Origin of the sequence: Enhygromyxa salina (genome assembly GCF_002994615.1) — a bacterium.
Taxonomy (GTDB): Bacteria; Myxococcota_A; Polyangia; order Nannocystales; family Nannocystaceae; genus Plesiocystis; species Plesiocystis salina_A.
This window is the reverse complement of the sequence record NZ_PVNK01000175.1, coordinates 1-13,576: the sequence shown is the minus strand read 5'-3', so window position 1 is coordinate 13,576 and position 13,576 is coordinate 1. Positions and strand designations below refer to the sequence as shown.

12 protein-coding genes and 1 pseudogene are annotated in these 13,576 nt (G+C 68.3%); 6 read left to right on the top strand and 7 right to left on the bottom strand.

Features of this window, described 5'->3' with window-relative positions; translation table 11 throughout:
• Positions 1 to 77 precede the first annotated feature (77 nt).
• Positions 78 to 1,028: a monooxygenase gene (locus ENSA5_RS20365; RefSeq protein WP_181197983.1), complete on the top strand. Its 951-nt coding sequence runs from the start codon at positions 78 to 80 to the stop codon at positions 1,026 to 1,028.
• Positions 1,029 to 1,037: 9 nt separating this feature from the next.
• On the opposite strand, the gene ENSA5_RS20360 is transcribed toward ENSA5_RS20365, so the two are convergent.
• Positions 1,038 to 1,643 (bottom strand): hypothetical protein, encoded by a 606-nt coding sequence (locus ENSA5_RS20360; RefSeq protein WP_181197982.1) that lies wholly within the window; start codon positions 1,641 to 1,643, stop codon positions 1,038 to 1,040.
• A gap of 644 nt (positions 1,644 to 2,287) precedes the next feature.
• Between ENSA5_RS20360 and ENSA5_RS20350 the strand changes: the two genes are divergently transcribed.
• Positions 2,288 to 3,472, top strand: a complete 1,185-nt coding sequence (locus tag ENSA5_RS20350) for a leucine-rich repeat domain-containing protein (RefSeq protein ID WP_181197981.1) — start codon at positions 2,288 to 2,290, stop codon at positions 3,470 to 3,472.
• Positions 3,473 to 3,567: 95 nt separating this feature from the next.
• On the opposite strand, the gene ENSA5_RS37960 is transcribed toward ENSA5_RS20350, so the two are convergent.
• Complete coding sequence (locus ENSA5_RS37960; protein WP_181197980.1) at positions 3,568 to 4,704, bottom strand: restriction endonuclease; 1,137 nt, start codon at positions 4,702 to 4,704, stop codon at positions 3,568 to 3,570.
• Positions 4,705 to 4,882: 178 nt separating this feature from the next.
• Between ENSA5_RS37960 and ENSA5_RS37955 the strand changes: the two genes are divergently transcribed.
• Together ENSA5_RS37955 and ENSA5_RS20340 are read left to right on the top strand one after the other, a co-directional pair.
• Entirely contained in the window at positions 4,883 to 5,686 is an 804-nt protein-coding gene (locus tag ENSA5_RS37955; RefSeq protein WP_181197979.1) for a hypothetical protein, read from the top strand.
• Entirely contained in the window at positions 5,683 to 6,840 is a 1,158-nt protein-coding gene (locus ENSA5_RS20340) for a rhomboid family intramembrane serine protease (RefSeq protein ID WP_106393340.1), read from the top strand. The genes ENSA5_RS37955 and ENSA5_RS20340 overlap by 4 nt, the downstream gene beginning before the upstream one ends.
• Positions 6,841 to 7,019: 179 nt before the next feature.
• Here the strand turns inward: ENSA5_RS20340 and ENSA5_RS20335 are convergent, their stop codons facing one another.
• The 4 genes from ENSA5_RS20335 to ENSA5_RS20320 all read right to left on the bottom strand — a co-directional run bounded on the left by ENSA5_RS20335 (position 7,020) and on the right by ENSA5_RS20320 (position 9,596).
• Positions 7,020 to 7,589, bottom strand: coding sequence for a hypothetical protein (locus tag ENSA5_RS20335; protein ID WP_106393339.1), 570 nt, complete (start codon positions 7,587 to 7,589; stop codon positions 7,020 to 7,022).
• A 22-nt stretch (positions 7,590 to 7,611) separates the two neighbouring features.
• Entirely contained in the window at positions 7,612 to 8,199 is a 588-nt protein-coding gene (gene cysC, locus ENSA5_RS20330) for an adenylyl-sulfate kinase (RefSeq protein WP_106393338.1), read from the bottom strand.
• 62 nt (positions 8,200 to 8,261) lie between these two features.
• On the bottom strand, positions 8,262 to 8,858 hold the full coding sequence (locus ENSA5_RS20325) for a hypothetical protein (protein ID WP_106393337.1): 597 nt from the start codon (positions 8,856 to 8,858) through the stop codon (positions 8,262 to 8,264).
• Between the two features lie 150 nt (positions 8,859 to 9,008).
• On the bottom strand, positions 9,009 to 9,596 hold the full coding sequence (locus ENSA5_RS20320; protein WP_106393336.1) for a hypothetical protein: 588 nt from the start codon (positions 9,594 to 9,596) through the stop codon (positions 9,009 to 9,011).
• A 523-nt stretch (positions 9,597 to 10,119) separates the two neighbouring features.
• On the opposite strand from ENSA5_RS20320, the gene ENSA5_RS20315 reads away from it, so the two are divergent.
• Together ENSA5_RS20315 and ENSA5_RS20310 are read left to right on the top strand one after the other, a co-directional pair.
• Positions 10,120 to 10,779, top strand: coding sequence for a type IV pilin protein (locus ENSA5_RS20315; RefSeq protein ID WP_106393335.1), 660 nt, complete (start codon positions 10,120 to 10,122; stop codon positions 10,777 to 10,779).
• Between the two features lie 116 nt (positions 10,780 to 10,895).
• Positions 10,896 to 11,894: a hypothetical protein gene (locus tag ENSA5_RS20310; RefSeq protein WP_106393334.1), complete on the top strand. Its 999-nt coding sequence runs from the start codon at positions 10,896 to 10,898 to the stop codon at positions 11,892 to 11,894.
• Between the two features lie 158 nt (positions 11,895 to 12,052).
• On the opposite strand, the pseudogene ENSA5_RS37950 reads toward ENSA5_RS20310, so the two are convergent.
• A pseudogene (locus ENSA5_RS37950) lies at positions 12,053 to 13,576 on the bottom strand (hypothetical protein); the annotation flags it as partial.

Below are 13,576 nucleotides of genomic sequence, written 5' to 3'. Positions count from 1 at the left end.
GCTTCGAGAATTGGATCTTCGCTCTCGTCCTCCCGCTGGGTATGGCTGCGTGCGGGCCCGGGGGTGGCTTCACGAGCGTGGGCGACACGGAGACCGACGGCGGAGACGGCGACGGCGACACGGGCGACGGCGACGGCGACACGGGCGACGGCGACACGGGCGACGGCGACCCGGGGGAGGACCTGCAGCGCTGGGAGATCCGGATGCCGGACTTCAGCCCGCCGGCGATCTTCCCGACCTACTACTCCTGCTACGCCCAGACGATCGAGGTCCCGGCGGACGTTCACATCGTCGGGTTCGAGCCCAAGATCAGCGATCCCCACGTCCACCACATCGTCGCGCAGATGCTCGACACGCCCACGGTCGACAACCCGATCGACCCCTGCCTCGAGGAGCCCTGGGACGACATGATCTGGGGCTGGGCGCCGGGCGGAGAGAACCTCTACCTGCCCCCGGAGGCGGGGATCCGGGCCGGGGTGAACGGCACGGTCACCGTGCGCTTCCAGGTCCACTACGACAACCCGCTCAACCAGTCGTTCACGGACAGCGGCGGGTTCGACGTGCTGTTCACCGATCAGCTCCGGCCCAACGACGCCGCGATTGCGACCTTTGGGGACATTGGCCCGATCTTCATCCCCGCCAACGACCCCGCCCACGAGCACGTCGCGAGCTGCCCGAGCAGCTTCACGAGCTCGAATTTTCCCGGCCCCCTCAACGTCGTCGCGACCTGGCTCCACGCCCACGACATCGGCAGCGTGTTGTGGGGCGAGGTCGTGCCCCAAGGTGGCGGCCCGGCCTTCGAGCTTGGGCGCGAAGATCCCTATGTCTTCGACAACCAGACCTTCACGCTCGCCCCCGAAGGGACCGTGCTGATGCCGGGCGACGAGGTCCGGACCCACTGCGTCTACGACAATTCGGGCAACAACAACCCGGTTCACGGCGGGCCCGAGACCAAGGACGAGATGTGCATCAACTTCGTGCTCTACTATCCGAAGTCGAGCCAATTCAACGAGTGCGGATCGCTGTAGCGTGGTCTTCTACAGGCCGTGAGAGCCCCTGGGCAGCGGGGGATCGGCCCGTTTGCGCTTGCCCTTCTTGATCGTTCGGGCCTCGCTGCGCCCGAGTGGCTCGCAGGGCATGTCGAGGAGCTCGGCGCCGCCCTCGGTGCCTGGTGGGCCGATCAGCGGGTTGTCGTTGGGGCGCGAGGGGATCACGACCACCGGTTGGGCGTGGTCCTCGATCGGATCGCTGACGATCCGGACCGCCTCCTCGCCGCGATCGTGGGGCGTACACGCGCTGAGCAGGGCGGCGAGCGGAGCCGCGCGTGAGAGCAGCGAGGCGCTCGGTCCCCGGCCCAGGCGCGCGACCGGGATGAGCTCCTGAGGCCTGGGCGCGGGCTTCGCAAACGAGATGTTCCCGGCGCGATCGTGCGCATAGGCGATGCACACGTCGAGCGACTCGCTTGCGTCGAGGAAGGCCCGAGCCTGGCGCTCGTCCATCGCCGAGAGGTCGTGCACACGCTGTGCGCAGTGGTCGCACCAACGACGTTGGCCCCCTGCGTCGGGGCGCATGTCGTCCCAATCCTGGTCGCAGGGGCTCTCGATCGGGAGGTCGTCCAAGTGCATGCCGGGGGTGGCACGCACCAGTTCCCACATGGGTCTATGACCTCGAGTACTGCAGTTACAGGCAGGTAGGCAGGTAGGCAGGCCGCCGACATGAACGCGGGTGTACCGTCGGTCTTGCGCTAGCAGCCCGGGGTGCAATGCATCGTGTCGCCTCGCGCCGGAATTTGCGCCGAGGGCGCGAAGCCAAAACGCCGCTGTACCGGGCGTACTGCAAGTTTTGGCGACAAAGCCCTCGGCGAAAAAGCCAAGCGAGGCGGCGCGAGGCATTGCACCCCGGGCTGCTAGGCCTGAATCAAGCGCTGCGCGCTCGACTCAGGCCTTCTAGTCCTCGAGGGGCCTTTCAAAAAGGCCCCTCGCTGCGGCGGCAAAGCCCCCTCCGCTCACCCCAAACGCTCGCCTTGCGGCTTGTACTAGCCCTAAATCATTCAGCTTTTTGAATTCAGCGCTTGATTTAGGGCTAGCAGCCCGTGGGGCAAGCCCTCGCGCCGTCTCGCCTGGCCTTTTCGCCGAGGGCTGTGTCGCCAAACCTCGCCGTGGGTCCACCACAGCGGCGTTTGGGCTCCTTGCCCTCGACGAAAAATTTGGCGCGAGACGACACGATGGCTTGCCCCTCGGGATCCTCGGAGCCCATCTTCACGGATCGGGGTCGTCTTCGCCAATGCGTGCTATTGTCCCTCGTCGTGGCCGGCATGCCGACCTCTCGGCGCGTGTGCACCTTGTTATCGGGGGCGCTCGTGCTCTCGCTCGCTAGCTGCGAGGGGCGGCCCTTGCCCTCGCCCGGCGACGGCATCAACTTCGGTGAAGCGGGCGATGGCGATGGCAGCGGCGAGGGTGAGGGTGAGGGCGACGGCGACGGCGACGGCGACGGCGACAGCACCGGCTCGGCGGGCTGCGTCGCGGTCGTCGACGAGCTCGTGATCACCGACGACACCGCGCCCGAGTCGGTCGCGTGCGTCGAGGAGGTCCTCGGCGATCTGACGATCGGCCCGACCACGCAGCTCGTCAACCTCGAGGTCCTGGCCAACCTCCGCGAGGTCGGCGGCACGATCTACGTGTTCGGCAACCTCTCGCTCACGAGCCTCGCCGGGCTCGAGCAGCTCGAGAGCGTCGACTGGCTGCACATCCGCCGCAACCACAACCTGAGTGATCTCCACGGTCTCGGCGGGCTCGTCTGGGCCGAGCAGATCACCGTGAGCAACAACGCCGGCATGACCAGCCTCGCGGGCCTCCCGACCGGGCTCGCACCGCTGGTGCTCGAAGTCGCCGGCAACGACCTGCTGCCGAGCCTCGACGGGCTGCCCTCGTTCGAGTCGCCCGACCACGGGGGCGCGATCCATGTCGAGATCGAAGACAACCCGGCGCTGATCGATCTCGGCGGGCTCTCGGACTGCTGCGCGGCCCAGCCCGCCTCGGTGGTCATCGACGGCAACGACGCGCTGACCGACCTCGACGGGCTCGAGGGCTTTGAGCGCCTCGACACATTGCGGCTCCACGATAACCTTGGGCTGGTCGACCTCGACGGGCTCGACAACCTGAGCGAGGTTCAGACCCTCGACGTGCAGTACGACCACTGCGTGCCCGGGACGGCGGCGAGCTTGGTCGACTTTGGCGGCGCCGAGAGCTTGACGGAGGTCGACGTGCTGCAGATCCAGTGGGTCGACAGCCTCACGAGCCTCGCAGGGTTGGAAGGGGTGGGGGGGCTGTCGAAGCTGCTGGTGCGCAACAACGCTGGGCTGGCGTGGGGTGAGGTGCTCGCGCTCGAGAGCCAGACCGCGCCGGGGCTGGTGGATACCTGCGGTGGGGTGGATGGGCCCGAGTGCGCGGCCGAGCCGTGCCCGATGTTTTAGGGGCTCTGACTGAGGCCTGGGCTTTGGCGGGAGGGCCTGCGTAGCTTGGCGTGAGTCGAACTGGTGAGGGCTGAGGGGCTCAGACGATCGGAGGGCTAGTCGCGGGCGCGGATCGTATAGCGGCCAGGCTCGAACTCCTTGTCCAAGATGACCAACAATTCCTCGCCGCAGACCAGCTCGATCGCGTTCTCGTGTTGTTTGCCGTACTCGAGCGCGCTTGGCGTAAAACTCGAGGTCGTGATCAGCAGGGCATGCTTCGCATCTGCGTCACGGCTGCGCTGAACCAGTTCCACGAGGTGACGCTCTTCCACCTTGTTCTTTGTCCATCGCTTGCATTGCACGACCCACCGTTCGCGCGTCGGGCCTTTGAGATCCTGTCGCTCTCGGTAGCTGATGACATCGATCCCTTCATCACGAACGGTACGGGTGACCTCGACATCCTCGTGACCCATTTTTCGCAACAGGTACCCCACGAAGTGTTCAAAATGTTCCCAGCGCAACGAGAATAGATTGATCGGCCGCCGGAGTATTCGAGTAATGGCTGCTTGGGTCTGGTCGCTCTCGTCCCGTGTGCTGGACAACATACACATTCGTTCGATGGCATCGATGTCGCCGACTTCGCCCAGTAAGCGGACGGCGTGGGCACGAACCTGCGGGTCAGGACAAGCGAGCAGCAGATCCAATTGCTTCATGGTCGTGTCGACCGCGAGGTGATCAACGTGAGTGGCCAGGCACTGGAACGCTGCGTCACGCAGTTGGACCGGGCTGTCGGGCCCTACGGTTGTGATGTTCAGGAGCTTGCCAAGGTCGCGGACGTTGCTCTTGCTGAGACGGGCGGCCTGGAGTGTCAGTAGAGCCCGCGCACGCAGTTCGGTCGGTTCGCCCTCGTCGAGCGCGATCTCGATGGATTTGTCGACAAACCCAGAGAGGTCTGGGAGCAGCTCCCCGAGCAAAGTGAGCGCGAGGAGCCGGGCGCGACTGTCACGGTCGCGGCGAAGCGCTCGAACGAGGTGTGTGCATGCCCGCTCTCGGTCGGCGACAGTGAGCTTTCTGATGATCTCTCGCAGAGCAGTCTCGAGGATGGAGTCCACGGGTTGATCGAGGAGCACGGGGATGGCTTGGTGGCCGAAGTCGGCGATGTCCGCGAGGTAGGTCTGACGCTGGAGGAGGTCTCCAGAGGCAAGACTCTCGAGGAGAGACTTCGCGCGGGCTTCGATGTGTAGCTCGGTCACCCGGGGAGGGTATCCCAACAGGGGAGCGTCTGCTCCTGCCGAGTCGGACGCGCAGGGAAAGGGTCTGTCGGCGTCTCGGAGCGTGAGAGGTGGCGAACTTGTCATCCTCCCGATGTCAGCCAGAGCGCGGGCGCTCGGCGCCGCGGAATAGCGGGCTCGGGTCGGCCGTGGAGGACTCGTGACGCGCCGAGCCTTCGACCCCGAGCAACCGATCGATCGGCCCGTGCGCGCTGGCGCAGAGCTGCTCGGCGCCGGGGTCTGGGCCAGCGGGGTCTGGGACCTCGCGCAGCTGCGCAGCTTCGAGCACGCGGCCGCCCGGGGCATGGACCTGGGCACGCCCTTCGCGGCCGCGGTCCGGGCCGACGCGCTGCTCCGAGCCCCGCAGGTGATCGACTCGCTCGAGGCCTCGGGCTGCGAGGAGCTCCACGTCGACTTCGACAGCCTCGGCCCCGCCGATGACCCCCGCGCCGAGCAGCTCACCGAGCTCGTCGAGGCCCTCCGCGCCCGCGGCCTTCGGATCCACGGCGCGTTCACCCTCGGCCAAGACCACGACGACGCGGGCAGCTTCGAGCGCCTCGTCGAGTGGGTCGAGGCCCGCCGCCTCGCGAGCGTCTCGCTGCGCCTGTGGACCCCCGACCCCGGCAGCGCCCTGGTCCGCGAGCTCGCCAGGGCCGACCGCGTCCGCCACCGAGATCTGCGCCGCTGGGACGGCGCGCACGTGGTCGTCGCGCCGGCCAACATGAGCGCACAGACCTTGTACCGCGGCTGGGTCTGGGCCCGGCGCCAGCTGAGCTCGATCACCTCGATCTGGCGCCGGCGTCCGACGACCCTGGCCGAGCTCCCGGGCTACCTGTGGGCGAGCGTCTGCGCCACGCTCGCGCCCTCGACGGCGTGCGCACGTGCACGCGCGCGCCTGCTGCCCGCGCGCGGGGCCAGCTTCGATTCGAATCCACGCGGATCTGGGCTAGTTTTCCTTCGGTGAGCGAGCAGGAGTTCGAGGGCGAGGTCGTGTCTTTGGCCGAGCGACGCGCGCAGGCCCAGGCCCGCGAGGCGGAGGCCCGACGCCAACAAGCGCTGCAGCAGGCCAGGGTCGAGGCCGGCGAGGAGCCCAAGCCGTGGCTGACCTACGTGCTGATCGGGCTCAATGTCCTGGTCTGGGTCGTGATGGTCTCGCTCGGGGTCGACGCCTACGAGCCCAGCGGCGGGATCATGGTCGACTACGGCGCGCTCGTCGGCGTGCTGATCGTCAACGGCGAGTGGTGGCGGCTGTTGACCGCGATGTTCCTCCACGCGGGCATCTTTCACATCGGCTTCAACATGTACTTCTTGTGGCAGGTCGGCCGCTTCTGCGAGCGGCTGTTCGGGCGCCCGGGCTACCTGACGATCTACCTCGGCACGGGCCTGCTCGCGGGCATGGTCAGCGCCGCGTGGACGCCGACGATCCCCTCGGTTGGCGCGTCGGGGGCTTTGTTCGGCCTGTTCGGCGCGTTCTTGGGCTTCACGCTTCGACGGCGGCGCTCGCTGCCGCCGGAGTTCGTGCGCATGGCCAAGATGAACGCGCTGATCCTCGGGGTCCTGAGCGTGGTGATCGCCGTCATGATCCCGCGGATCGATCTGGTCGCGCACGTCGTGGGCTTCGTCGTCGGGCTCGGGCTCGGCTACCTGATCTCGAAGCTGGCGGAGCGGCCGGTCAAGTCGAAGCAAGAGGCCAGGGCGCTGCAGCTCAAGGTCGTCGCCGGGGTCGCGGCCGCGACCGCGGTCGTGCTGGTCGCGGGCGCGCTCGGGCTGCCGCGCTGGGACGACCCCTACCCGAAGATCGAGGCCGCCTACGATCGCTACCACGCCGTCGAGCTCGCCTACATCGCGGCCGGCGAGGACGTCGAGCGCCGAATCGAGGTCATCGAGGAGCAGGCGCTCCCGGTCATGGACCAAAACCAGGCCGAGCTGGGCGCGGCCATGAAGCTGCCCGCGCGCTCGCGCGAGACCGTGGACCAGTGGACGCGCCACTACGACCTGCGCGGACAGGCCTTTGCGAAGGAGCTCGAGGGCCTTCGCAACAACGATCCGCGTGCGATCTCCGAGGCCGAAGCTCTTCACGCCGAGGCCATGGCCGCGCTCGGCGACGAGTCCGAGTGAGCGGTGGCTAGCAGCCCGGGGTGCAATGCCTCGCGCCGCCTCGCTTGGCCTCTTCGCCGAGGGCTTTGTCGCCAAAACTTGCAGTACGCCCGGTACAGCGGCGTTTTGGCTTCGCGCCCTCGGCGAACATTCCGGCGCGAGGCGACACGATGCATTGCACCCCGGGCTGCTAGCAGCTGCTAGTCGAGGCGGTAGGGCTGCGGAGGGATCCAGTCCTGAACGGGCGCGAACAGCCGGGCGCACCGCGGGCCATGCCTGGGGTCCTCGGCCGCGGACAAGAATGGATGCGCCCGGATCTGCGCGAGGATCTCGTCGAGCAGCGCCTGCGGGATCGAGGGATCACGGGTGTGGACAGAGAGCCCGGGGCGGGCGCCAAGCTTCGAGCGCGCCCGCCAGGTCACGATCCAGCGGTAGTTGGGCCCGACCAGCGGGACCGACCACCGCTGCACGACGACGCGGCGCAGGCCCTGCCCGCGGCTCACAAACTGCCCGTCGCGCTCGGCGAGGTCGGTCGCGACCCGGAGCTCGCGCGTGGTCCGACCGAGGAGGTCCCGGGCGCGAAAGCGCAGCGCGTGCTGGATCCGCGCGCGGCCTTCGGAGTCGGGCGCGAGGGCGTCGAGGTCGACGCGTGGGTGGGTGTGCGCGCGCCAGAACTCGTCGTTGGTGATCAGCACGTACCACGCGCCGAGCAAGCGCGCGGTCTCGATGCCGGGGGCCGGCTCGGGCAGGGGCTCAACTCGCCGGCTCATCGCCCCTCGCTTCGAATCGGCCTCAGCCGAGTACGGCGGCTTCGCGCAACATCGCGATCACGCGCTCGCGCTGCTCGTCGAGGACCCCGGCCCCGATCGCGCGCAGCTCCGGATCCTCGGGCACCTCGTAGGGCGCCGAGATGCCGGTGAAGTCCTTCAGCTCCCCGGCCCGGGCGCGCTTGTACAGGCCCTTGGGATCGCGCTGCTCACAGACCTCGAGCGGGGTGTCGACCCAGACCTCGAAGAAGTCGCCTTCGCCGAAGCGGGCTCGGGTGGTCGCGCGGTCCGAGGTGTAGGGCGCGATCACGGCGACGAGCACGACCAGCCCGGCGTCGACCATCAGGCGTCCGACCTCGGCGATGCGGCGCACGTTCTCGCGCCGATCGTCGGGCGAGAACCCGAGGTCACCGTTGAGGCCGTCGCGGACCACGTCGCCGTCGAGGCGATAGGTGTGGACGCCGAGCGCGTGGAGCTGGCGCTCGACCGCGCGCGCGAGCGTGGTCTTGCCCGATCCGCTCAGGCCCGTGAACCACACCAGCGCGCCCCGGTGTGGCTTGATCTCCTCGCGCTCGGCGCGAATCAGGGGCTTGGGTTCGGCGGCGTCGCTCATCGGGCGGGGACGGTAACCCCCCAAATCGCTCCTGTCGACGCCCTGTTGCCCCGCCCGCCCTGTCAGCGGTAGGGATCGCTGGTCGCCACCGTGAGCGTGCGCAGAAACGCCACGAGCAGCACGACCGCGCCCTCGAAGTCGCTCGCGGTCGCCTCGAGCAGGTCGCTCGAGGTCGCTACGTTGGGCCAGTAATTGCGCGCGCGCTCACGTTCGAGGGCGTCGGCGAGGGGCTGATCCGGGAGCCCGAGGTCGCGGAGGCGCTCGGCGACGTCGGCCGGGAGCTCGGTGACGGCCCCGAGCCAGGCGTCGAGCAGCTCACGCCCACGCTCGCGCGGAGCCTCGGCGCCGATGTAGACGATGTCGCCGACGAGGGACTCGCCGGCCTCGGCCCGCAACAGCACGAGGTCGAAGTGATCGACGACCCGGTCGAGCTCCTCGGCGGTCGCGCGTGTGTGCTCGACGAAGGCCGCGGGCGCGAGACCGACGACGGCCTCGAAGGGATCCTGGGCGAGCTCGTCGGCGGCCGGCAGCGGCAGGCTCTCGCGCCGCCGCTCGCGCCTCGCCCGTCGCCGCGCGCGGGCCGAGATCCGGCGACCCGTGAGGTCCCAGGCCAGGTTGCCGAGCCCGGCGGCGATCAGCAGCGTCAGCTCGACGAGCATCCATGCGCAAAATAGCGCCGAGCGGCACCACAGCGCAAAGTCTTGGCGAAGGGTCTGCCGCGTGCGGAGCGAAGCGACCGGCCTGCCGCGCAGCGGCAGCGCGTGGCAGAGTTGCCGACGCCTGCGGGGGTCATCGTTGATCTGGGGCTGCTAGCGGTAGGGATCGTCGTCGCTGGCTTCGAGGAGGCCGACGATACCCTGCATGTGGATCACGGCGCGGTCGAGGTCGGTGATGGTCTCGAACAGGACCGGCGCCGTGTCACGACGGAATTCGTAGCTCACGCGCTCGCGTTCGCGCTCGACGACGCTGGTGACCGTCTCGGCGCCAAGCGCGACGCTGCGCAGGCGCTCACGGGTCTGGTCGTCGACGTGGACCCAGGCCTCGAGCCAGCCGACGAGCAGGCGCTGCACCTCGGCCCGTGGCTGCTCCGACTTGATCGTGACCAGCCCGAAGCGAGCGCGATCGCGGGCCCGGAGCAGGAGCAGATCGAAGTGATTGATTAGCCCGTCGAGCTCGATGAAGGTCGCGCGGGTCAGGTCGACGAAGGCGCGCAGCTCGGTCCCGGGCAGCCGCCGCGCGCGCTCGTCCTCGTCGAGGGCGGGGGGCAGGGCTCGGGGACGGGCCACGCGGCGAGCTTCGGCCAGCGCGCGGGCCCGGCGGCGTCGGACGGTGCGGTCCCAGCCGAAGTTGATCGAGAAGCCGATGATGAGGACGGCGAGGTAGACGAGCGGTTGCACGAGGCATGCGCATCATCGCGCGAACCCGACCCGGAGAACAGCGGCGCTCGAAGCAGGAGAGTGACGGGCGCGCCGTCCGCGATGCTGATCTTCACTCGGTCGCGGGTGACGTTTTTTGGCGGCCTGACAAATCCCGCCCGACATTTTTCGTCACTTGGCACCCGCGGAGCGAATGTGCGCATCAGGGCAAGCGAAATCATTCAATTGCCCGGTCGGCCGCGGATGGCACGGTTGATGCTTTGCTAGCAGCCCGTGGTGCCATGCCTCGTGTCGCCTCGCGCCGGAACTTTCGCCGAGGGCGCGAAGCCAAAACGCCGCTGTACCGGGCGTACTGCAAGTTTTGGCGACAAATTCCTCGGCGAAGAGGCCAAGCGAGGCGGCGCGAGGCATGGCACCACGGGCTGCTAGGCGCAGCGACGATGAGCCGCCTCGACTCTCAACACTCGAAAACGCGCCTGGGCCGGTCCTGCGGGTGAGGGGACGACAGACAAATAGCCACCGACACACGACGAAAGACACGACAATGAAAAAGACCAACTTCAGTATCCAACGACTCCGCGACGCCAAGGGCTTCACGCTCATCGAGCTCATGATCGTGGTTGCGATCCTCGGCATCCTCGCCGTGGTCGCGGTCCCGGCTCTGCAAAAGTACATGCGCCGGGCCAAGACCGCCGAGGCCAAGACCCAGCTCGCCAAGATCTACGACGCGGCGTCGAGCTTCTTCAAGAGCGAGCACGCCGACCGTGGCGCGACCGCGTTCATCGGAGACGGCGGCAACGTCGAGGACATGGCCCCGCACCGCTGCCCGCACCCCGACGGCGTGCCCGCGGGCGGCGAGGCCGGGATCACCCCGGACATCGGCTTCAACTGCAACGAGGGCCCCGGCGGACGCTGCATCCCGGCCGATGGCGGCGGCGGCGGTGGTTACTACGAGATCGCGCTGTGGAACGACAACCCGGTCTGGAACGGGCTCAACTACCTCCAGGAGCAGGGCCACTACTTCCACTACAACTTCATCGCGGTCAACGAGACCACCGGCTACGGCCGCTGCCAGTTCACCGCCCAGGCGTTCGCGGACCTCGACGACGACGCGATCTTCTCGACCTATGAGCGCAGCGGCGCGGGCGACCAGCAGGGCGTCAACGCGGCGATCGGGCTCTACGTCGACCAAGAGGTCGAGTGAGCTGAGCGGAGCATGAGCTGACGCCGAGGGGGGCGCCGGGTCCGCGTGGGGCGGCCACAACGCCCGCGGGGGCCCGGTTTGCTGGCGGAGGGGTCTCGATCTGTCAGCGTCTAACCGTGCCCCTCCCGAGCCTTCTCGCCCCCCTCGTACTCACCACGCTCCTCGTCGCGCCCGGCGAGCAACCCTCGCCGACCGAGTCCCCGACCGCCGCCGCGAAGCCGCGTCCTGAGTCTGCGCGCGCGCGCAGGGGACTCGCGCCGATCGCTGTCCGCCTGAAGTTCAACGCCGAGCTCGGTGCCCTCGGCGTGGTCTATCACCGGCTTCAGTTCGACGAAGACGGGACCTACTTCGACCTGCGCCGCGACGGGCGTCAGGACACCATGTTCTTGTTCGGCCGGCTGTCGACCGAGCTCGAGATCGACGATCACCACGAGATCGTGCTGCTCTACCAGCCGCTGCGCCTGCGGACCGAGACCGTGCTCAGCGAGGAGCTCGTCGCCGACGAGGTCAGCTTCGCGGCCGGGACCGGCGTCGAGCTCTTCTACGGCTTCGACTTCTTCCGCGTCAGCTACGCCTACGACTTCTTCACCGACCCCGGCGACGAGCTCGCGCTCGGGTTCTCGATGCAGTTTCGCAACTTCCGCTCGAGCTACGTCGCCAACGACGGCAGCGCGAGCGTGACCAACTCGAATTTCGGCCCGGTCCCCGCGATCAAGCTCCGCGGCCGCCACGAGCTCGACAGCGTCAACTTCTGGTACGGCGCCGAGGTCGACGGCTTCTACGCCAACATCCCCTTCATCAACGGCGGCGAGGACCCGGTCGAGGGCGCGATCCTCGACGCCAGCGTCCGGGCCGGCTTTCGCGTCGCGGGGATCGTCCGCCCTTATCTCAACCTTCGCTACCTCGGCGGCGGCGCGCGCGGGACCAGCTCGGACAAGGTCGGGTTCGGAGACGGCTTCACGCTCAACTGGCTCCACACCGTGTCGGTCACCGTCGGGACCGAAGTCGAGATCCCGGTCGTCGTCGGTGACCGAGCGGCGCGCGACCGCGAGCTCGCGGCGCGCAAGGCTCGGCGACGGGCGAAGAAGGCGAAGCGTCGGGGGGCGGGCGACTAGCCCTGAATCAAGCGCTGCGCGCTCGACTCAGGGCTAGCAGCCCGTGGAGGCTGCTCGTTCACACAGTTGGTCGGCAGCGACTGCCCCCCAGCGCGTCCGGCCTCGACCGAACAACAGCCAGCGAAGCGGCTGAGACGAGCGCCGCTTCGTGATGCCGGCTACGGTTCGAGGACGACGACGAACGCGTCGTTGGCCGAGGTCACGCCGCCCCCCGGGCCCATGCCGAAGTCGATGGCCGTGTTGCCCCCCTGCAAGGCCGAGCCGAGCACGCGTCCGCTGTTTGGATCGACCTCGCACCATTCCAGCTTCAAGGCCCAGGTGGTCTGGGTCTGCCCTTGGCGAACCCAGACCAGGTTGGCGTCCTCGTCGAGCTTGGTGACGAAGACGTCCCGCCCCTTGGCGTCCATCGGTCCGGCGCCTACGTCCGCATCTTGTTCGTACACCCCCACGGCAACGACGGTGTTATCGGGAGCGAACGCGACGTCGAAGGGATCGACGTCCCCGGTCAGTTCGATGCTCGCATGGTAGCTGCCATCAGGCTGATACAGGGCGACAAAGTTGTCGTAATACAGCTCGTCTTGGCAAAGGAGGTCTTCGAGAGCACACACACCGGGCACGTTGCGCGCGTCGTGAGCAATGAGGGCGATCTGCTCCTCCGGGCCGATCGCCATGGCGACGCGAGAGTATATCTCGTCGACTCGCTCGCCGAGCGAGCGCTCCAGCTCCCCGGTCGGGCCGTAGGTCGACCAGAATATCCCGCGATAGTACCCCTCCGTGAGCACATCGACCCCGGCGAGGGTGAGCGACCCCTCCACCCACTTACCGGCGAGGCCGATCAGCCCCGAGGGTCCGACCGCGAGCGAGACCTCGCCCTGCAGCCCCTCGAAGTCGGGCTGAGCCCACTCGAAGTCGCCCGTGGCGCTCAGGCGAACGAGCAATGGGCCGCCGTCCCCACCGACAGGTCCGCCCCCGAGATCGACCTCGCCGGTCGCGGTCTCGCCAAACATCAAGATCCCACCGTCGTTTGGATCGACCTCGACCTCGACGAATTCGGCGTCCGACCACTGGCGGCTCCATAGGGGCTCACCAGCGGTGTCGAGCATGAGGACATAGGCGCCCTCGTCCAACATCGGCCCTTCGCCGAAGTCGGTGGGGACGCGGAAGGTGCCGACCACGACGACGTTCCCATCGGGATCGGTCGCGATGTCGTCGACAAATCCGTCGCCGGGGATCAGCTTCGACCACAGGTGCTCGCCGTGCTCGTCATAGCGAGTGACGAATATGGTGTTGTCGCCCTCGGCCAGCATCTCGAGGCCCGGGACCGGTAAGAACGACATCCCCCCGGCGCTGCCCGCGAGAAACACGTCGCCCTCGGCTCCGAACGCAGCGTGGCCGCCGAAGTCCTGGCCATGGGTGCCCGCGAACCGCATCCAGGCCTGCTCGCCGGAGCAGGAAGGCGTCGCGCCATCGCAGTTCTCATCAGCGTTGGTCAGGCAGCTATCGAAGCTCGGGCCGACCGAGCCGACGCAGTCACCGTAGACTCCGTCCTCCGTGCAGGTCTCGGTGCCCTCCGTGCAGACGCCGACCCCTTGCAGCTCCGGCGCATACTCGTAGCAGGGGCGGGTCTCTCCGGCTTGACACAGGCCGTCGTCGCCGTCGCCGTCGCCGTCGCCGTCGCCATC